Source organism: Mesorhizobium sp. PUT5 (assembly GCF_052216645.1).
Lineage (GTDB): Bacteria > Pseudomonadota > Alphaproteobacteria > Rhizobiales > Rhizobiaceae > Mesorhizobium.
The window spans coordinates 3,723,560-3,740,742 of sequence record NZ_JBQOSO010000003.1 but is presented as its reverse complement, the minus strand read 5'-3'; the positions used below and the strand labels follow the sequence as shown (position 1 = coordinate 3,740,742).

The window sequence follows — 17,183 nt, the reverse complement described above, 5'->3', positions numbered from 1 at the left end:
CGGCGGTTCGAAAAACTGGTCCGCCGGTGGCGGCGCAGGCACATCGGCATCTGAGGTTGGGGCTTGGGCCTAGGCAGTCTCTACGCCGCCTTCAGCCCCTGGACGAAATGCTCGTCGAGCGCATGCTTGGTGGCAAGGATGTTCTGCCTGCTGGAAGCGCCGAAGACGACCGACTGCACCTTGCCGAAGGACGCGACGTAGCGCACGCCTTCCTCCGGCGGTATGGCGCCGGAGGCCAGCACGGACATGGCGATGGGCCTGAAGCGGCGCGACCTGATGGTCCGCTCATAGGCCTCCGGCCCGCCGCACATGCGGAAGGCGACCTTGTTGAGGTTGAAGCAGACGATCGGATTCTCGATGCCCTGCCTGTCGAGCGCATCGAGGAGCAGCGGCAGGTTCATGGTGATGAAGCCCGGTTCCGCGCCGTAGCTTGCCCTGATGTGGTCGTGGAAGATGCGCAGCCCCTGGTGAATGCCCAGGCCGAGCAGAAAGTCGGTCACCACGTTCTGCAGGAACACGATCGGCGTGGCGCAGCCCTGGAACATCTTCATTTCCGCGTCGATGAGCAGGTGCGCTATGCCTTCCATGTCCCTGGTGGCCAGCGACATCCCGCCCGAAAGCATGGCGCCCAGCGGGTTGCCGTTCGGCAGCAGCAGCCGAAGCGCCTCCAGCATGCCGTGCTCGGTGACGGCATTGGCGTATTTGTGGGCATAGGGCATGCAGGGCAGGAACTTGAAGTCGGCGTATCTGGCCGGGTCGGCGCGCACGTGGGCGCACACCTCCGCGATGCGCTCGTGCGTGGTGCACATGAAGGAGTGGATGCCGGCGTCGTAGGCGATGTCCAGCACCTTGATGATCTCGTCCGTGTTCTGGAACCGGATTGCCTGGGTGCGCGCCTTCTCCTCGGAGAGATGGTTCACGCCGAAAAACTGGTTGTCGCCGAAAATGACCGGGTCCATGACGTCTCACCTTGCCGCGTGCAGGAGGGAGCGCAGGCGCCACGGCCGCGGCGGCCCGGCCGGCCTGGCTTCCGCGACCTGGGGCTGGCGCGCCGCCGGCAGGGCCGTGGCGTCGGCGCGGATGTCGTTGATGATGCGGTCCGTCTCCGCCGCCGTCCGGAAGGTCGATACGGCAGGTGCGCCGTCGGCGATCTGCTGCACGAAATGCGCGATCTGGGCGGCGTATTCCTCCCCGCGCAGATAGTACCAGACCGGCTGGGTCAGGTCGGTGGTGTAGCGAAGGTTCCAGCCCTTCCGCAGCCCGGCGGATTGCGCCAGCGCCGCGTCCGACAGGTAGACCTGCAGCTCCTGCCGGTCGCACTGCATCCGGCCCTTGTCGCCCCACACCGAGATCTTCACCGACATCTTGCGGTTGCTCTCGTCGCTCCAGTTGGCGGCGAGCTGGCCCGAGGCGCCGTTGTGGTAGTGGAAGGTGGAGTAGACCTCGTCGTCCACGTCGCGGGAGAATATGCGGTTGAGCGTGGACCCCGTGATCGAGGTCGGCGGGCCGACGAGATAGTTCATCAGGTCGATGACGTGGGAGGCGTAGTCATAGAGGCAGCCGCCGCCTTCGCTCTTGCTGCTGCGCCATGTCGCGCTCTTGCGCCTCAGCACGACGGGCCCGAAAGCCTCCCCGCGAATGTGATGCACCTGCCCCAGCGCACCGCCGGAGAGAAGCCTGCGCGCTTCCTGGAAGGCGCCGACGAAGCGGTAGTGGTAGCCGACCTGGTTGACCAGGCCCTTGCGCTCGGCAAGGTCGGCCAGTGCGCGCCCTTCTTCCGGGTCGAGGCAGAACGGCTTCTCGCAGAAGACGTGGATGCCGTTCTCCAGCGCCAGGCGCACGATGTCGCCATGGAAGCGCGACGGGGTGGCCACCACCACGGCGTCCAGCCGGCGCTCCGTCAGCAGCTTGCGATAGTCCTTGTAGGTGGGGATGTCGGTGTATTTTCGCAGGGCGTCCAGGACGATGCCGGAGGGATCGCACACCCCTTCCAATTGTACCTGAGGACAGGTCCTGACCATTGCGAGATGGGAAAGGCCCATCTTGCCCAATCCTATGAGTGCGGTGCGGATCATTGCGCGGTCCCGAGGGTTCAGTTTTCGACGGCCTGACGGATCTTCTCGACGAAGGGCATGGGGGCGATCTTCGAAAGCTGCGGATGCTCGCCGACCCAGGCTTGCGCCCTGTCGATCTGGGCGGCGAGGTCCTCTGCGGCATCGGCGACGAAGATGCCCGGACGCTGGCCCAGCCAGGCAACGGTGTGAAGCTGGTGGTCTGTCGTGTGTTCCCTGCGCGCGGCCTGCCGCGGCAGCAGCACGATCGGCTTGCCGGTCTCGGCCGCCATGATCACGCTGCCCATGCCGGCATGGGCCACGATGAGGTTCGCCTCGTCGTAGATCTCGCGAAACCGCGCCGGCGTGACGATGCGCGAATACGGCATGTACCGGGGAAGGAAGGTGCCGTCGCCGATCTGGGCGAGCATCCTCTGGTGCGGATGCGCGGCGGCCCATTCGTCCATGGCCATGATCAGCCGGTCGAACGGAAGCATGGAGCCGACCGTGACGAATATCATAGCACGGCTCCCCAATATTGCGGGCCGTCGCCGCGCGCGAGATGCGGCCATTGCGTCAGCCAGACGTCGGCATATCTGCGCGCCTTGGAGCCGGAGAAGGAGAGCTGCTCGCAATTGGCGATGCTGTCGATCCATATCGTCTTGGAGCGAAGCAGCGTCTTGCACAGCGCCAGCATGATGAGCGCCGGCCCCGAGCCGGTGGTGACGACGACATCGGGCCGTTCCCGGACGAGGATCCACAGCAGTTGCGCCATGACCTTGACGATGCGCGTCTTGTGCAGGCGGCTGACGTCGTCGAACGCATAGAACCGGCTTCCCGGCACGTCCTGGCTGTAGGCCGGATAGACGCTGGCATAGGCGACGTCGACCCCGTCGAAGGCGGGGGCGAGGCGCTGCAACTGGACCCAGTGCCCACCGGCGGAGGCGATCGCCAGCACCCGCTTCCTGCCGCGGCGCGACCCGCGCATGGCGGACGCCGGCACGGACTCCGGCCCCGGCCCCGTCCTTGACACAGGCATCGCCGTGGCGGAACGGGCCGGCGCGGCTTCCCCGCTCTCCCTGAAAAGCATCATGTCCTGTTCCATCGCGCGACCATTTGTGTGTGGCTTCCGCCCATCGCCAGTTCGATCATCAGGCGGACGCGGTAGGCACGCACGAGGGCCACCCCCATGAAGGCCAGGACGCGTGCGCGCAGGCCGTCGAGCCGGTCCGACAAGGCGATCCTCGGCATCTCCGCCAGCGGCGATACGAGGACGGCGCCGGCGCGCAGCAGCCAGCGCAGCCGCCAGGCGGGCTTCGACCGGATCGCCTCGAAGTCGTGGGCGACGTGCCTCTGCCATTTCCGTGCGAGTTCGGCGAAGGAGGCGCGCGCCGGATGAAAGACGATCATGGCGGGCCGGTAGTGGGTGCGGAAGCTGAGCGCCAGCGCCCTCTGCCCCCAGTCGCGGTCTTCCGCGACCTCCAGCCCGCCGAAGGGACCCACGGCGGCGAAGGTGCGGGCGCGGACGGCCAGGTTCCCGGTTCCCGTAAAGCCCTGCTTTTTTATGTATTCCTGCATTCGATAGGCAAAGACGCTCTCATACGCTTCGAGCCAGGTAAGCCTGTGCGGATCGGCGCGGGCGATCCGCACGTCGCCGCCGATGATGTCGATGTCGGGCCGGTCGCGGAAGCAGCGCTCGATCTCGGCCAGCCAGCCCGGATCGGCCAGGCAGTCGGCATCTATGAAGGCCAGGATGTCGCCGCCGGCCCGGGACACGCCGAGATTGCGGGCGCGGCCGGGGCCGGGCAGGGGCTGGAACAGCAGCGCGGCCCCGAACTGCTGGCAGAAATCGACCTGCACCCGCGATCCGTTGTCGACCACGATGATTTCCGGCGCCTCGCCCAGGCCGCGCTGGCGGCCCAGCGATTCCAGACAACGGCGAAGGGCCGCCGGCTGATCGAGGTGGGGAATGATCACACTGATCATGAAAAACTCTTTGCTCGGGATGGCCTCAGTCTGCCCCCGCCCCTGTCCGGCCCGCCAGTCGGCTATCGGGGGTAGGCAGCTTGCACCTTTAGTTGAAGTATTTTTCGCCGCCGCAACGCGCCTATCCTTCGGCAATTGTTGAATGCTTGATGGTTGCGGCGAATTGAACCTGGCGCACTTTCCGGGACTGCCTGCGGGCGGCAAGGTCAGCGTGGTCCCGATCCTGCCGGGCGACCTCGCCGAGGTCGCGCTGTTTCTTCATCGCGAGCTCAATTCCCGGCTTTCGCCCGAGGCATGGCAGCGTGCGATCCGCCCGTGCTGGCCTGTGGAGGCGCCCAATCACGGCTATATGCTGATGGCGGGCGGGCAGGTGGTGGGCGTGCAGCTTGCCTTCTATGCCGACCGCGTCATCGACGGCAGGCCCGAGCGTTTCTGCAACGTCGCGGCATGGTGCGTGGCGCCCGCCTATCGCGCCCATGGCGTGCGGCTGCTGACCGCGCTCCTGGCGCAGAAGGACCGCACCTTCACCGACCTGTCGCCGAGCGGCAATGTCGTGCCGCTGAACCGGCGGCTGAACTTCCAGACGCTCGACACGGCCTCCTCGCTGATCGTCAACTGGCCGTGGCCGCTCTCCGGCGGCGTGCGGATCCTGTCCGACAGGGCGCAGATCGAGGCCCGGCTCGAGGGGCGGGACCTGGAGATCTTCCGCGACCATGCGCAGGCCATCGCCGCGCATCACCTCCTCGTCACGAGCGGGAGCGAAAGCTGCTACGTCATCTTCCGCCGCGAGCGCCGGAAGCGGCTGCGGCTGTTCGCCACCCTGCTTCATGTCGGCAATCCGGCGCTGCTTCGCCGCACGCTGCGCCCTCTGTGCAGTCATCTGCTCACGCATTTCGGGATCGCGGCCACCTTCGTCGAGCATCGCGTCGCCGGCTTCCGCCCGGCGCACGCCATCGCGGTTGCGCCCCGCGCGCGCATGTTCCGCAGCGGCGATCTCGGCGCCGCGCAGATCGATTACCTCTACAGCGAACTGGTCAGCGTTCCGTGGTGACAGGGGTGCCGATGCAACGACATATCAGGACCAATCTGTGCCATCTGATCGAGATTTCCGCGCAGCGGCAGGCCCGGGCGCCGGCCGTCACCTTTCGTGGCGAGCAGGTCGGCTACGAGGAGCTGTGGCGGCAGGTGCGCGCCTTCGCCGGCGGGCTCCTGGCGCTGGGCCTGCGGCGCAACGACCGGGTGGCCATCTTCCTGGAAAAGCGCATCGAGACGGTCGTCGCCATCTTCGGCACCATGGCGGCCGGCTGCGTGGCCGTTCCGGCCAACCCGCTGCTGAAGCCGGCGCAAGTGGCCTACATCATGCGCGACTGCGCGGTGCGGGCGCTGGTGACCTCGCCGGAGCGGCTGGCGCAGATGGGCGACGAGATCGGCCAATGTCCGGCGCTTGCGCATGTGGTGTGCGCCGGCCCGGCGGCCGGGGCCATGCCCGCGGCCGGCGCGGCGCTGCATGGCTGGGAAGGCTTCGGCCGCGAGCCTTCCGGCGCGCTGCCGCACGAAACCACGGTGGACGCCGACATGGCCGCCATCCTCTACACCTCCGGCAGCACCGGCCGGCCGAAGGGCGTGGTGCTTTCCCACCGCAACATGATCGTGGGCGCGGAGAGCGTCAGCGCCTATCTCGAGAACGGCCCGGCCGACACCATCCTGTCGGTGCTGCCGCTGAGCTTCGATGCCGGCCTCAGCCAGCTCACCACGGCCTTCAACGCCGGCGCCCATGTCGTTCTGATGAACTATCTCGTGCCCGCCGACGTGCCGCGCCTTTGCCGGCGGCACCGCGTCACCGGCATCACCGCCGTGCCGCCCTTCTGGATCAAGGTGGCGGAGCTGGAATGGCCGGCGGAGGCCGCGTCCGGCCTGCGCTATTTCGCCAATACCGGCGGGCGCATGCCCAAGGCGACGCTCGACAAGCTGCGCCGGCATTTTCCACGTGCGCTGCCCTATCTCATGTACGGGCTCACCGAGGCGTTCCGCTCGACCTATCTGCCGCCGTCGGAGGTCGACCGCCGGCCGGATTCGATCGGCAAGGCCATTCCCAATGCCGAGATCATGGTGGTGCGGCCGGACGGCAGCCCGTGCGACCCCGGCGAGGAGGGCGAGCTGGTGCATCGCGGCCCGCTGGTCGCTCTGGGCTACTGGAACGACGCCGCGCGCACCGCCGAGCGCTTCCGGCCGTCGCCCGGCCAGCCGGGCGGGGTGCCGGCCGACCGTGCCGTCTTCTCGGGCGACACCGTGGTCAGGGACGCCGAGGGGTTCCTCTATTTCGTCGGCCGTCGCGACGAGATGATAAAGACGTCCGGCTACCGGGTGAGCCCGACCGAGATCGAGGAGGCCGCCTATGCCACCGGCATGGTGGGCGATGCGGTCGCGCTCGGCCTGGACGACGCCGAATTGGGACAGCGCGTGGTGCTGGTGGCCAGCCCCGCAGACAGCGGCGGCCTGGCCACGGAGCAACTCGCGGCAGCGCTGCGGGCGCGGCTGCCGCAATATATGCTTCCTTCCCGCATCGTGGAGATGGCCGCGATACCGACCTCGCCGAACGGCAAGTTCGATCGCGTGCGGCTGCGCCAGGAACTCACCCGTGGGCCGGGCGAGGACACGACCGCTGCCGGGCAGGCGGTGCTCGAGCCGCAAGGCGGCGCGTGAGGATGCATTCCACCATCGCCGCCTTCGCAACTGTCGACGGGCGCCTCTGCGTCGGCGGCGTGCCGATCGACCGGCTGGCGGCGCGTGTCGGCGCCACGCCCTATTTCGCCTATGACCGCAGGCTGCTGACGCAGCGCGTCGCGCGGCTGCGCTCGCTCCTGCCCGAGGGCCTGCTGCTGAAATATGCCGTCAAGGCCAACCCGATGCCGGCCGTCGTGCAGCATCTGGCCGGGCTGGTCGACGGCTTCGACGTCGCCTCGGCGCTGGAGATGAAAATCGTGCTCGACACGGCCATGCCGGCCGCGAGGGTCAGCTTCGCCGGCCCCGGCAAGACGGATGCGGAACTGGCGCAGGCGGTCGCCGCCGGCGTCATGGTCGAGATCGAATCGCTGAACGAGGCAAGGCGCGTGGCCGGGATCGGCGCGCGGCTGGGCGAGCGCCCGCGCGTGGCGCTGCGCGTCAATCCGGACTTCCAGGTCAAGGGGTCCGGCATGCGCATGGGCGGCGGCCCGCAGCAGTTCGGCATGGATGCCGAGGCGGTTCCGGCCGCACTCGATTTCCTCACGGATGCGGAGCTCGACTTCCAGGGCTTCCATGTGTTCGCCGGGTCGCAGAACCTTCATGCCGATATATTGTGCGAGGCGCAGGAGCGGACCGTGGAGCTGTTCCTGCGCCTGGCCGAGGGCGTTCCCGATCCCGTCCGCTACCTGAATCTCGGCGGCGGCTTCGGCATCCCCTATTTCGAAAGGGACGAGCCGCTCGACCTGGCGCGGGTAGGGGCCAATCTGGAGGCGCTGCTGGCGCGGCGGCTGCGGCCCGCCTTCCCGCACGCCGCCATCCATGTCGAGCTGGGGCGCTACATCGTCGGCGAGTGCGGCGTCTACGTCACCCGCGTCATAGATCGCAAGGTTTCGCGCGGCCGCACCTATCTCGTGGTCGACGGCGGCCTGCACCACCAGCTCGCCGCCTCCGGCAATTTCGGCCAGGTCGTGCGGCGCAACTATCCGGTCGCGGTCGGCAGCCGCATGGACGATGCGGCGGGCGAGACGGTGTCGGTCGTCGGCTGCCTGTGCACGCCGCTCGATGTGCTGGCCGACCAGGTGACGTTGCCGCACGCGGAAATCGGCGACCTCGTCGTGGTGTTCCAGGCGGGCGCCTACGGGTTGACGGCGAGCCCCACCGCCTTCCTGGGCCATCCCATGCCCGCCGAGGTCGTGGTGTGAGCGGCAAGCCCTCCGGCGTAGAGCGGATACCCCCGGCATTCCCCCCTTGGCCAAGTGCAGTGTCGCGGGCGCGTCGTGCTAGCGTCCGCCATCACGGATGAAGGGAGCAAGTGCGCGCGATGATGACGACGGAATCTGCCACTTTCCTTGATGTGCGCGAGCTGATCGTGGCGACGCTCGGCCTCGAAGCGGAGCGGGGCGAGGCCCTGAAGCCGTGGACGCCGCTGTTCGGCGGCATTCCGGAGCTGGATTCCCTTGCCGTGGTGACGCTTGCGGCAGCGCTGGAGCAGCATTTCGGCTTCCAGATCGACGACGACGAGTTCACCGCCGAGATTTTCGACACGATCGGCTCGCTGTCGGATTTCGTCGACCGGAGCCGGCATTAGGCAGCAGGATCCCCCTGACGTCGACTGAAGAGGTGCCACCAATGGAGTCCGGAAGCGTTCGCGCCGTCGTCGTGACCTATAACAGCGCCGCGGTGCTGCCCGGCCTGCTGGATTCGCTGCCGGCAGGGGCCCGTGGCGTGGACGATTTCGGCGTCATCGTCGTCGACAACAATTCGCGCGACCGCTCCGTGGAGATCGCCCGGGCCCATCCGCTGCGCCCCGCCATCGTCACCATGGGCCGCAACGCCGGCTATGCGGCGGCCATCAACGCGGCTGCCGAAGCGGCCGGAAACGAGGCGCATCTGCTCATCCTCAACCCCGACCTGCGGATGGCGGAGGACGCGGTCCTGCGGCTTCTCGGCCATGTCGGCAGGCAAGGCGTCGGCATTGCGGTGCCGCGCAACCACAAGGAGGACGGCACGCTCGACCCGACCGTGCGCCGCGAGCCGTCGCTGGCGACGGCGTGGTGCGACGCCTTGCTGGGCGGAACGCTGGCCGGACGCCTGGGGCTCGGCGAGATTGTCGCCGATCCCGCCGTCTATGCCCGCGCCGGTACGGTGGAATGGGCGACCGGCTCGGCCCTGCTGATCTCGCCGCAGGCGCGCCAGGCCACGGGGGACTGGGACGAATCCTATTTCCTCTACAGCGAGGAGGTCGACTACCAGCGCAGGGCGCGCGAGGCCGGCTTCGGCACCGTCTTCGTGCCGGAGGCGGAAGTCACGCATGCCGGCGGCGCATATGGCGCCGATCCGCGCCTCTATGCGCTGCTGACCACCAACCGCATCCGCTATTTTTGCCGCAATCACGGCCCGCTCGCCGGCCTTCTCTTCCGCGCCGGCGTCGCGGCCGGCGAAGCGCTGCGGTCCTGGCGCGGCCGTGCCAACCGGGCCGCGCTGGGCTGCGCGCTGGCGCCGCTCAAGCCGGCGCTGTCGTTCAGGAACGATTAGATGAATGGGGCGATGCGCATCGTCAATTTCCACGGCATCGGAGCCGCGCAGCGCGTGCTGGAACCGGGCGAGGCGCGCTACTGGCTGGACGAGGGCCGCTTCCGCGACATGCTCGACCGCATAGCCGCCCATGCCGAGCGCGGCCTGCTGCGCCTGACCTTCGACGACGGCAACATCTCGGACCTGGCGATCGCCGCGCCGGAGGTGAAGGGCAGGGGGATGCGGGCTACGTTCTTCGTGCTGGCCGGCCGCATCGGCCAGCCCGGCTCGCTGTCGGGCGCCGATATCCGCGAATTGCTGGCGATGGGCATGGAGATCGGCAACCACGGCTTCGACCATGTCGACTGGACGAGCCTGTCGCCGCGCCGGCTGGAGCAGCAGTTGCGCTGCTCCAGGGCGGCGATCGAGGATGTCGCCGGCGCGGCGGTGCGCGTGGCGGCGATGCCGTTCGGCCGCTACAACGCCGCCGTCATCCGCGCCCTCAGCGCGGCAGGCTATGCGGAGGTCTATTCCAGCGACGGCGGCAGCGCCGCGCCTGCGGCTTTCGTCAAGCCGCGCAAGACGGTCGTGGCGGACATGTCCGACATGGAGGTCGATGCCATGCTTGCGGGACGGCTGCCATGGCCGCGCCGGGCGCGCCGCTGGGTGTCGATGACGGTGAAGCATGCGCTCTGACTGCCCGGCCGCTCCGGCTCAGTCGCCCTCCTCGTCGGGGACTTGCGGGCGTTCGCGTGCGCGCCGGAACGGCGTGTCGCCGAAGATGACGGTGTCGGCGTCGGGCGCCGACATGGTGCGCGGCCGGTCGTCGTCGCAGACGAAGACCGGCCAGGCCTGCGCATAGCATTTCTGCTCGGTGCACAGGCTCGACACGCAATTGCCCGAGATGAGCTTGAACACGCCTTCCTCGATGCGCTGGAGCGTGTCGCCGTTCGCGGCCTGCCACAGGAACGGAATTCCACCCGGGGGTATGAACGAGCCGCGCGGCAGGTCCGCGGCCGTCCGCTGTCTCAGCGCCGACATAGCCGCGGCATATTCGGCCACGGACCCCGAAAGCGGCATCGGCGCGTGCGCGAGCAGCATCCGGGAGGCGGCCTGTGCCGGCATGGCCGCGGCAAGGCCTGCGAGCAGCACGAGCATGCGCCCGCCCGGCCGGCCGGGCCGCCGCATGGCGCCGCGGCGAGGCGGCCTATCCCTGCGCATTCAGCTTTTCACTCCCGGCATCTCATGCCAGCGCTGACGGCGCTCTGCCGTCACCTCGGCCACCACCGCCTCGCCGACGGTGTCGCGCCCTTCCGCGAAGGCGTGGACCAGCGCATAGTCGCAGATCTGGTTGATGATGCGCGGCAGACCCGAACTGGCTTCGAAGATCATGTCATAGGTGCCGGGCTGGAAGATCTCGCGCCTGGCGCCTGCCACCCGCAGCCGGTGGACGACATAGTCGTGCACCGCGTCGCGCGGCATGCCGGCCAGATGGAAGTCGGCCGCCACGCGCTGCGCGAACTGCAGCAGCTTCGGCCGACCGATCGTGGTGCGAAGCTCCGGCTGGCCCACCAGCACGATCTGCAGCCGCTCGCTGTCGCCGCCGTTCAGGTTGGACAGGCAGCGCAGTTCCTCCAGCATGGTCGGCGACAGGTTCTGGGCCTCGTCGACCACCAGCACGCAGCGCCGCCGCTCGGCCCAGCGGGCGGCAAGGAAGCCCTCGAACTGTGCAAAGTGCTGCACCTGCGAGACGCGCTCGCCCAGCGGCTGGCCGAAGGCGGTCAGCACCCAGTTGATCGCCGCGCCGCTGCGGCCGTGGGCGTTGGCGATCACGCCGATGTCGATCTCGCACGACACCGAGCGCAGCAGGTGCTGGATCAGCGTCGTCTTGCCGGCCCCGACCTCGCCGGTGATGAGGATGATCGGCGCGAAGCTGACCAGACCGTATTCCAGCATGGAATAGGCGCGCAGATGGTTCCTTGACCAGAAGATGAAGTGCGGGTCCGGCAGCAGGCTGAAAGGCTTTCCCTCAAGGCCGAAATGCGCCGCATAGATCGCGGATCGGCATGAAAGCTCAATACCCATACTCATCCTGCGTATATCTGCACTTGTTCAGGACGACACCGAGCAGATTGGTTTTCTCCGACAGATCCCGCTCGCACAAATCCACCTCCGGCAGCTTGGTCGCCTCCGCCGCGACGACGAGGATAGCGCAGTCCACATTGGGGAGGAAAGCCATCACGTCGTCGCCGCACAACATGGGGGGCAGGTCGTAGAGGACGACGTCCGGCTGCAGCCGGCGCTGCACCTCCTTCAGGGCCTCGCCGGCCTTGCCGCTCTGCAGCAGCTCGGACGAGAAGCCGACGGAGCGGGGGTTGGTGGCGATGGCCAGGTTCTCGGCATAGCGCACGAAGACGCTTTCGGCGGGAGCCTGCCCTTGCAGCACCCGCTCCACGGCAGGCGCGTTTTTTGCGCCCAGCAGCTCGTTGACGCGCGGGCGTCTGAGGTCGAGGTCGAGCAGCAGCGTGCGGCAGTCCTTCTGGCGGGCGAGGCTGAAGGCCAGGTTGAGCGCCACCAGGGTCTTGCCGCATTCGGGCGTGGGCGAGGTGATGGCGATCGAGGTCCAGTTGTTGTGGCGGATCATCTGGAGCACGCGCGTGCGCAGCATGCCGAAGGCCACGCGGGCCGGATCGGACATGGTGGCGGTGACGATGCGGTTGGCGGCAAGCAGCGCCGGGTCGGGCGTGCGCTCCGGCAGGCTCGACCAGATCGCCTCCACGGAGGGCTCGCGGGGCCGGTCGAAGGCAAGCAGCGACTGATCCTGGCGTTGCCGGGCCTTGTCCAGCGCGATCTGTATGTGCTCCATGAGTTCCATGCTCCGGCCACCCGTCCGTGTTACATCTTCCTACATAGTCGGGTTGTACCCGAACATGCCGGCGACCCTGCCAAGCAGCGTGCCGAGCGGCATCACGCGGTCTGCCGCCACCAGCAGCACCAGCGAAGCCATTGCCAGCGACCCGACGGCGGTGCTGGGTCTCCACCAGCGCATGTCCGCGTTGGCGTGGATATAGGGGATCGTGGCCAGCGGCTGCGCGTCGAGAAGGTCGGTCAGGTCCTTCGGCCGCCGGATGCTGCTGTTGAGCATCTCAAGCAGCACGAACAGGCCGGCGGCCGTGCCGATGCCGGCCACGAGGCTCAGCGCGGCGATGCGCAGCCGATGCGGCCGGATTGGCTTGTCGGGGGGAGAGGCCGCCTCCACCACGGACAAGCGGCTGCCCTTGGCGTTGGCCTCGATCTGCTTGCCGGTCGAAGCCTCGGCCAGCTTGGCCACGGCGATGTTGTACTGGGCCTGGATGTTCTGGCGGTTGCGCTCCATGGCCGAAAGCGCTGTCTCGTTGGCGGGGGTCGCGGCGATCGATTTCTCCAGCTCGGCCAGATTGCCGGTGATGGCCTTGCGCTCGTCGGCGATCGCCTTGAGCCGGTCGTCGATCTCGGACATCTGGATGTCCATCTCCGAGGGGCCGGCCGAGTCGGGGCCTTCCTGGCCCTGGCGCTCCTTGATGCTGTTCTTGAGCGCGTCGATCCTGGCCCGCAGCGCCACGATGTTGGGGCTGTTCTGCGAGAAAAGCACGAGCTGGCTCGACAGGGTGCGGTTGAGGTCTTCCAGCGTCTGCTGGTCGGGCGAGAGCGGACCGCTGGAGGCGACGCGCCCCGTCGCCTCGAAGGCGCGCAGCAGGTTCATGCGCCGCGTGCGCAGGGCCGTTTCCTCGCGCTCCAGCAGCAGCAGGCGCTCCTGCTGGTTGCTTTGCTGGGTGCGGCGGAAGTCGATGCTGTCGGGAAGCGCGTTTTCGTTGGCGTTCTTGAACTTCAGGATGCCGGCCTCGATGGACGTCAATTCGTCGCCCAGCCTGGCGACCTCGCGCGTGAAGAATTGCATGGTGTCGCTGGCGCGGTCGGTGCGCAGGCTGACATTCTTGTCGAGGATGACGTCGGCGAACTCGTTGGCCACCCGGGCGGCGAGTTCCGGCCGGCGCGCGTCGAAGGCGACGCTGAATATGCTGGCGCCGCCCTGCTCGGGGCCGGTCGCCTCGATCTGCTCGATCGTCGTGCGCGCGCGCATGTCGTCGACGATCTCGTCGTCCGAAAGCCCGGCCGCCTTGCCGCCGTAGATGTGCAGCCGCCGGGCGAAGTCGAGCAGGTTCTCGCGGGTGGTGAGCTTTTGCTGGATGATCTGGACCTGCTGCCAGGGGTCTGCCGGCACGGTCGAGCGCGCGAGGTCGGAGGGAATCTGCGGCGCCTCCACGAGGATCTTGGTGCCGGCGCGGTAGACCGGCGGCAGCAGGAAGGCGACGGCGATGCCGACCGCGGCCACGGAGGTCGCCACCAAGATCAGCCAGGGAGCCCGGCGCCAAAGCAGCGAAAGATAGAAACGAATGTCGGCATCGTTCATTACAAGCGCCCCGGCCGGTGGCAGACCGGCTCGTACCGGCAATGCATTCTCACGCGGGGGCCGCGGGCACGATAGACAGCCCATAGGCGTGCCCGGTGAAGCCGGTCGCCGGCCGGATACCTCTTGTGGGGTAAGCCGGACGCCCGACATTGCGGTTGCGGACCTCGCCGCGGCGGCTTTCGCGCCAGGCCCGGCCCGACAAAGGGGTTAGGGGCGCCGCAGCTACGCCGGCCTGAAATCCACGACCTCGTCGCGCAGCCTGCGCAGGAAGGCCGCCTGCTTCTGAAGCGACACAAGCCGGTTCGAGCAGGCGATGAGCGAGACCGTCAGTTCGTCCGTCCGCTCCGACAGGGCCTCGGCCTGCTCGTTCTCGAATTCCTCCAGCGAGAAGGCGGCGTTGTCGGCCACGCGCTGATAGCGCGCCTGCAGGCCGGTGCTTTCGGCCTCCAGTTCCTCCAGCAACTCATCGAGCATCGTCGTCAGCCGGCCGAAGCGCGCCGCGTCGGTCTGGCTGTCGCGCGCGGGGTTCCTTGTCCTGAAGCCGAAGGCCATCTGCTTCCTCCCTTAACGGGCACGCATGCATCTGATCCATGAGGGGCGCCAGCCGCAAGGCTGCGGCCGCATTGCGGCCACCATATGTCATCGCGCTTCTGCGCGTCCGCAATCCGTTGGATGGCAGGCGAGGGACAGCCCCCGAAAGGGGGACGGCCTCGCACCGATGGACGATACATGCGCCGCTCTCAATGTCTAGATCAAATTCCCTATAGATTTGCCTGATCTCCAAAACATATCATGGTTTACATCTCGTTAAAGCCGAGAAATCAAGAACCTTATCTCCTGATAATTCAGGGATATAAACCAAGAACAAGAAGAAACTCGGATTTCTTCACAGAAAATCGGACATTATGGAGGCGTTATGCTTGGAGATCTTCCGGGCGCATATCTGCCTTTGCCGGCGGCGTCCGTTGCGCTGGCGCCGGTCGACCGGCGCCAGAAGCGGCTGTATCTCGGTGCGAAGCGGATGCTCGACATTCTCGTCATCCTGGCGGCGGCGCCCGTTGCCCTTGTCATCGTCGGCTGTCTCGCCCTGCTGGTGAGAGGCGACGGTGGCAAGGCGCTCTATGGCCAGCGCCGGCTGGGCAAGGACGGCGCCGTCTTCACCATGTGGAAGCTGCGCACGATGGTTCCCGACGCGGAGCAGCGGCTCGAGCATTATCTGTCGCAAAACCCCGCCGCGCGGCAGGAATGGGACAGGACCCAGAAGCTCAAGGAAGATCCGCGCATCACCCGGGTCGGGCAATATCTGCGGAAATACTCTCTCGACGAATTGCCGCAGCTCTGGAACGTGTTCGTCGGACAGATGAGCCTGGTCGGCCCGCGCCCGATGTTTCCGGCCCAGCGCACGCTTTATCCTGGGACCGCTTATTTCGACATGCGCCCCGGCCTGACCGGCCTGTGGCAGGTCAGCGAGCGCAACCGCTGCTCGTTTGCCGAGCGCGCCGCATACGACACCGCCTATGCCGGCATCATGTCGTTCCACACCGATCTTTCGATCATGCTGAAGACGGTCACCGTGGTGGTGCGCGGCACCGGCGTATAGGGACGCCGCGCCGCTCTCCTTGCCCCCGGGCCTTGAACGATCATCGCATGTTCAAGGCCCTTTTCTTTTGCACGGCGGGTGCCTGCCCTTTCTGTGACGTTGTGCACGCGGGAGAAGCCTTGCAGCCGTTCTGGAACGGCGAGATCGTCTCGATGTCGGATGACAACAGGCCCCGATCCGTATCCGCGGAGGGTCGAGCGCGTGGTGCGTCTTTGCGGACGAGCGGGGAATGTCTCCCCTGGTGCGACGCAGGATAAAAAGCCGGATGTCGCCATCGGGTTCGATGACGCGGATTTGCGCCGGTCGGCCGAAACGACCTTGGCCGGTCCCGCTTCCCTCCCCGGCCTCGCGTGGCGGGGAAGGGCCGGGGACGAGGCTACGGGAATGGGAGGACCCGGTAGAGGAAACGACCGGCAGGGCCGAAAGCGGAGGCGCACGCGTGCGGTCGCTTTCGGATCTGGCCGGTAACTTGGGGGAGGAAGGGGGGAGAAGAGAGTGTCGGCTGCAGGCCCGATGCGGCCCGTCAGCCGCCTCCCTGCGGTGCCTCCGGTCAGCTCAGCGGCTCGCCGGTCCAGTTGGGCTGGCGCGGCGTCGGGCCATGGCTTTCGGCAGGCAGCAGATCCCGGATCTTGAAGGCGACCTCGGTGCGATTGGTGGCCTTGAGCTTCTTCATGATGTTGCGGATATGTACCTTGACCGTGCTTTCGCGAAGGTTCAGCTCATAGGCGATGATCTTGTTGGCCTTGCCCCTGCGCAACGCTTCGACAACCTCGGCCTGCCGTATGGTGAAGATGCCGGCGAGCGGTCGTGCCGTTTCACGGCTCGATTCCAGGAGCTGGCGAACCGCCATGACGCTGCTGGCGGGCACGAAGATGCCGCCGGCGAGGGTCAGCTCGATCAGTTCCACGCAGACGCGAATGCCGACGGTGGAGGGGATATATCCACGCGCACCGCATTCGAGAGCCTTGAGGATCTGCGACAGGTCGTCCGTGTCCGCCAGGATGATGACAGGCACGTTCTTGAAGCCGGCCACAAGCTTGCGGATCTCGTCGGCCACGGCGTCTTCGCCGACGTTGCGGCCGCCGACATTGAGCAGGATCGCCGAAAGCGGCGGGTACTGGTCCTTGACCCGCCGCCATTCTTCGAGCGAGCCGACTGCCAGCACCTTCGTGCCGGGCCGGTGGGCGGCGATGCCCCTTGCGAAGCATTCACGATCGAGCGCCCGGCTGTCGATGATGACCAGCGAGCGCTCCGTTTCCTTGGATGCGTCCGCTTCGGCCCACCCTGGTGGAATTCCAGGATCGAGAAGGGCCGCGGCGGACGGGATGGGCACGTGCTTTCCATTGGTGCTGATTGCTGAATTCATGGCTTGCCCCCAATTCATTCAGACGAGCGGTTCAGTCATAGCTGCTCGGCCTGTCAGCCAGGCCGGCGGCGGTTTGAGTGTGAGTGGAAGATGGCCTAAGATTCCGTGCCGGAATATGCCAACGTCACCACCCCTTTCTTTGGAACGAAAGTTTTATCCGGCCCGAGTAAATATACATGCCGAACTGTGGCGAGCATTGATCCATGTTAATCGGTATAGTAAAATTTTTCTAGATAGATTTATCTATAGTCGATCATAAATCTAAGCAGAATTTTTGCATGTATATTTATACATATTTGAGAATATGTAAAAATATAACTATATTCACGACATCGTGATATACGTATATGCGTTCATAGCAAATAGTTAGTCCGTTTCGTCGTTAGAATACTAGATGAAAGTTTTAAGTTTATATATTGTAAACCGAAATATACAAAGTATATGCGAATGATTTTTCGACTTAAAAATTTTAAATCTGATCCGATCATGATG

The 17,183-nt window shown here is 66.6% G+C and carries 18 protein-coding genes; 7 read left to right on the top strand and 11 right to left on the bottom strand.

Annotated features, from left to right (window positions below; translation table 11 throughout):
• Window positions 1–80: 80 nt before the first annotated feature.
• The 5 genes from ACTDI4_RS19855 to ACTDI4_RS19835 all read right to left on the bottom strand — a co-directional run bounded on the left by ACTDI4_RS19855 (window position 81) and on the right by ACTDI4_RS19835 (window position 4,037).
• Window positions 81–959, bottom strand: coding sequence for a hypothetical protein (locus ACTDI4_RS19855; RefSeq protein WP_442842790.1), 879 nt, complete (start codon window positions 957–959; stop codon window positions 81–83).
• Between the two features lie 6 nt (window positions 960–965).
• The gene (locus tag ACTDI4_RS19850; RefSeq protein ID WP_442842789.1) at window positions 966–2,075 is read right to left on the bottom strand and encodes a Gfo/Idh/MocA family protein; all 1,110 of its coding nucleotides are present in this window, start codon (window positions 2,073–2,075) and stop codon (window positions 966–968) included.
• A 17-nt stretch (window positions 2,076–2,092) separates the two neighbouring features.
• Window positions 2,093–2,572 carry a glycosyltransferase gene (locus ACTDI4_RS19845; RefSeq protein WP_442842788.1) on the bottom strand — a complete coding sequence of 160 codons (480 nt, stop codon included), beginning with the start codon at window positions 2,570–2,572 and terminating at the stop codon, window positions 2,093–2,095.
• Window positions 2,569–3,039 (bottom strand): UDP-N-acetylglucosamine--LPS N-acetylglucosamine transferase, encoded by a 471-nt coding sequence (locus tag ACTDI4_RS19840; protein WP_442842787.1) that lies wholly within the window; start codon window positions 3,037–3,039, stop codon window positions 2,569–2,571. The genes ACTDI4_RS19845 and ACTDI4_RS19840 overlap by 4 nt, the downstream gene beginning before the upstream one ends.
• Window positions 3,040–3,140: 101 nt before the next feature.
• On the bottom strand, window positions 3,141–4,037 hold the full coding sequence (locus ACTDI4_RS19835; RefSeq protein WP_442842786.1) for a glycosyltransferase: 897 nt from the start codon (window positions 4,035–4,037) through the stop codon (window positions 3,141–3,143).
• A 142-nt stretch (window positions 4,038–4,179) separates the two neighbouring features.
• Here ACTDI4_RS19835 and ACTDI4_RS19830 point away from each other — a divergent pair, with 142 nt between their 5' ends.
• The 6 genes from ACTDI4_RS19830 to ACTDI4_RS19805 all read left to right on the top strand — a co-directional run bounded on the left by ACTDI4_RS19830 (window position 4,180) and on the right by ACTDI4_RS19805 (window position 9,971).
• On the top strand, window positions 4,180–5,088 hold the full coding sequence (locus tag ACTDI4_RS19830; RefSeq protein WP_442842785.1) for a hypothetical protein: 909 nt from the start codon (window positions 4,180–4,182) through the stop codon (window positions 5,086–5,088).
• Window positions 5,089–5,099: 11 nt separating this feature from the next.
• Entirely contained in the window at window positions 5,100–6,740 is a 1,641-nt protein-coding gene (locus tag ACTDI4_RS19825) for an acyl-CoA ligase (AMP-forming), exosortase A system-associated (protein WP_442842784.1), read from the top strand.
• A 2-nt stretch (window positions 6,741–6,742) separates the two neighbouring features.
• The gene (locus ACTDI4_RS19820; RefSeq protein WP_442842783.1) at window positions 6,743–7,963 is read left to right on the top strand and encodes a pyridoxal-dependent decarboxylase, exosortase A system-associated; all 1,221 of its coding nucleotides are present in this window, start codon (window positions 6,743–6,745) and stop codon (window positions 7,961–7,963) included.
• Window positions 7,964–8,082: 119 nt separating this feature from the next.
• The gene (locus ACTDI4_RS19815; RefSeq protein WP_442842782.1) at window positions 8,083–8,349 is read left to right on the top strand and encodes an acyl carrier protein; all 267 of its coding nucleotides are present in this window, start codon (window positions 8,083–8,085) and stop codon (window positions 8,347–8,349) included.
• Between the two features lie 41 nt (window positions 8,350–8,390).
• Entirely contained in the window at window positions 8,391–9,296 is a 906-nt protein-coding gene (locus tag ACTDI4_RS19810; protein WP_442842781.1) for a glycosyltransferase family 2 protein, read from the top strand.
• The gene (locus ACTDI4_RS19805; RefSeq protein ID WP_442842780.1) at window positions 9,297–9,971 is read left to right on the top strand and encodes a polysaccharide deacetylase family protein; all 675 of its coding nucleotides are present in this window, start codon (window positions 9,297–9,299) and stop codon (window positions 9,969–9,971) included.
• A gap of 18 nt (window positions 9,972–9,989) precedes the next feature.
• Here ACTDI4_RS19805 and ACTDI4_RS19800 read toward each other — a convergent pair whose 3' ends face one another.
• The 5 genes from ACTDI4_RS19800 to ACTDI4_RS19780 form a co-directional block, all read right to left on the bottom strand.
• Entirely contained in the window at window positions 9,990–10,433 is a 444-nt protein-coding gene (locus ACTDI4_RS19800; RefSeq protein ID WP_442842779.1) for a hypothetical protein, read from the bottom strand.
• A 63-nt stretch (window positions 10,434–10,496) separates the two neighbouring features.
• The gene (locus tag ACTDI4_RS19795) at window positions 10,497–11,360 is read right to left on the bottom strand and encodes an ExeA family protein (protein ID WP_442842778.1); all 864 of its coding nucleotides are present in this window, start codon (window positions 11,358–11,360) and stop codon (window positions 10,497–10,499) included.
• Window positions 11,350–12,150 carry a nucleotide-binding protein gene (locus tag ACTDI4_RS19790; RefSeq protein WP_442842777.1) on the bottom strand — a complete coding sequence of 267 codons (801 nt, stop codon included), beginning with the start codon at window positions 12,148–12,150 and terminating at the stop codon, window positions 11,350–11,352. The genes ACTDI4_RS19795 and ACTDI4_RS19790 overlap by 11 nt, the downstream gene beginning before the upstream one ends.
• 30 nt (window positions 12,151–12,180) lie before the next feature.
• On the bottom strand, window positions 12,181–13,725 hold the full coding sequence (locus tag ACTDI4_RS19785) for a GumC family protein (protein WP_442842776.1): 1,545 nt from the start codon (window positions 13,723–13,725) through the stop codon (window positions 12,181–12,183).
• Between the two features lie 222 nt (window positions 13,726–13,947).
• Window positions 13,948–14,277, bottom strand: a complete 330-nt coding sequence (locus ACTDI4_RS19780; protein ID WP_442842775.1) for a hypothetical protein — start codon at window positions 14,275–14,277, stop codon at window positions 13,948–13,950.
• A 364-nt stretch (window positions 14,278–14,641) separates the two neighbouring features.
• On the opposite strand from ACTDI4_RS19780, the gene ACTDI4_RS19775 reads away from it, so the two are divergent.
• Entirely contained in the window at window positions 14,642–15,325 is a 684-nt protein-coding gene (locus ACTDI4_RS19775) for a sugar transferase (protein WP_442842774.1), read from the top strand.
• A gap of 550 nt (window positions 15,326–15,875) precedes the next feature.
• Here the strand turns inward: ACTDI4_RS19775 and ACTDI4_RS19770 are convergent.
• Entirely contained in the window at window positions 15,876–16,691 is an 816-nt protein-coding gene (locus ACTDI4_RS19770) for a LuxR C-terminal-related transcriptional regulator (RefSeq protein ID WP_442842773.1), read from the bottom strand.
• Between the last annotated feature and the right edge of the window lie 492 nt (window positions 16,692–17,183).

What these genes read in the sequence shown, in the direction of transcription:
- ACTDI4_RS19855 (WP_442842790.1), bottom strand. Translation starts at nt 959, where the DNA reads ATGGACCCGGTCATTTTCGGCGACAACCAGTTTTTCGGCGTGAACCAT.
- ACTDI4_RS19850 (WP_442842789.1), bottom strand. Translation starts at nt 2,075, where the DNA reads ATGATCCGCACCGCACTCATAGGATTGGGCAAGATGGGCCTTTCCCAT.
- ACTDI4_RS19845 (WP_442842788.1), bottom strand. Translation starts at nt 2,572, where the DNA reads ATGATATTCGTCACGGTCGGCTCCATGCTTCCGTTCGACCGGCTGATC.
- ACTDI4_RS19840 (WP_442842787.1), bottom strand. Translation starts at nt 3,039, where the DNA reads ATGCGCGGGTCGCGCCGCGGCAGGAAGCGGGTGCTGGCGATCGCCTCC.
- ACTDI4_RS19835 (WP_442842786.1), bottom strand. Translation starts at nt 4,037, where the DNA reads ATGATCAGTGTGATCATTCCCCACCTCGATCAGCCGGCGGCCCTTCGC.
- ACTDI4_RS19830 (WP_442842785.1), top strand. Translation starts at nt 4,180, where the DNA reads ATGCTTGATGGTTGCGGCGAATTGAACCTGGCGCACTTTCCGGGACTG.
- ACTDI4_RS19825 (WP_442842784.1), top strand. Translation starts at nt 5,100, where the DNA reads ATGCAACGACATATCAGGACCAATCTGTGCCATCTGATCGAGATTTCC.
- ACTDI4_RS19820 (WP_442842783.1), top strand. Translation starts at nt 6,743, where the DNA reads ATGCATTCCACCATCGCCGCCTTCGCAACTGTCGACGGGCGCCTCTGC.
- ACTDI4_RS19815 (WP_442842782.1), top strand. Translation starts at nt 8,083, where the DNA reads ATGATGACGACGGAATCTGCCACTTTCCTTGATGTGCGCGAGCTGATC.
- ACTDI4_RS19810 (WP_442842781.1), top strand. Translation starts at nt 8,391, where the DNA reads ATGGAGTCCGGAAGCGTTCGCGCCGTCGTCGTGACCTATAACAGCGCC.
- ACTDI4_RS19805 (WP_442842780.1), top strand. Translation starts at nt 9,297, where the DNA reads ATGAATGGGGCGATGCGCATCGTCAATTTCCACGGCATCGGAGCCGCG.
- ACTDI4_RS19800 (WP_442842779.1), bottom strand. Translation starts at nt 10,433, where the DNA reads ATGCTCGTGCTGCTCGCAGGCCTTGCCGCGGCCATGCCGGCACAGGCC.
- ACTDI4_RS19795 (WP_442842778.1), bottom strand. Translation starts at nt 11,360, where the DNA reads ATGGGTATTGAGCTTTCATGCCGATCCGCGATCTATGCGGCGCATTTC.
- ACTDI4_RS19790 (WP_442842777.1), bottom strand. Translation starts at nt 12,150, where the DNA reads ATGGAACTCATGGAGCACATACAGATCGCGCTGGACAAGGCCCGGCAA.
- ACTDI4_RS19785 (WP_442842776.1), bottom strand. Translation starts at nt 13,725, where the DNA reads ATGAACGATGCCGACATTCGTTTCTATCTTTCGCTGCTTTGGCGCCGG.
- ACTDI4_RS19780 (WP_442842775.1), bottom strand. Translation starts at nt 14,277, where the DNA reads ATGGCCTTCGGCTTCAGGACAAGGAACCCCGCGCGCGACAGCCAGACC.
- ACTDI4_RS19775 (WP_442842774.1), top strand. Translation starts at nt 14,642, where the DNA reads ATGCTTGGAGATCTTCCGGGCGCATATCTGCCTTTGCCGGCGGCGTCC.
- ACTDI4_RS19770 (WP_442842773.1), bottom strand. Translation starts at nt 16,691, where the DNA reads ATGAATTCAGCAATCAGCACCAATGGAAAGCACGTGCCCATCCCGTCC.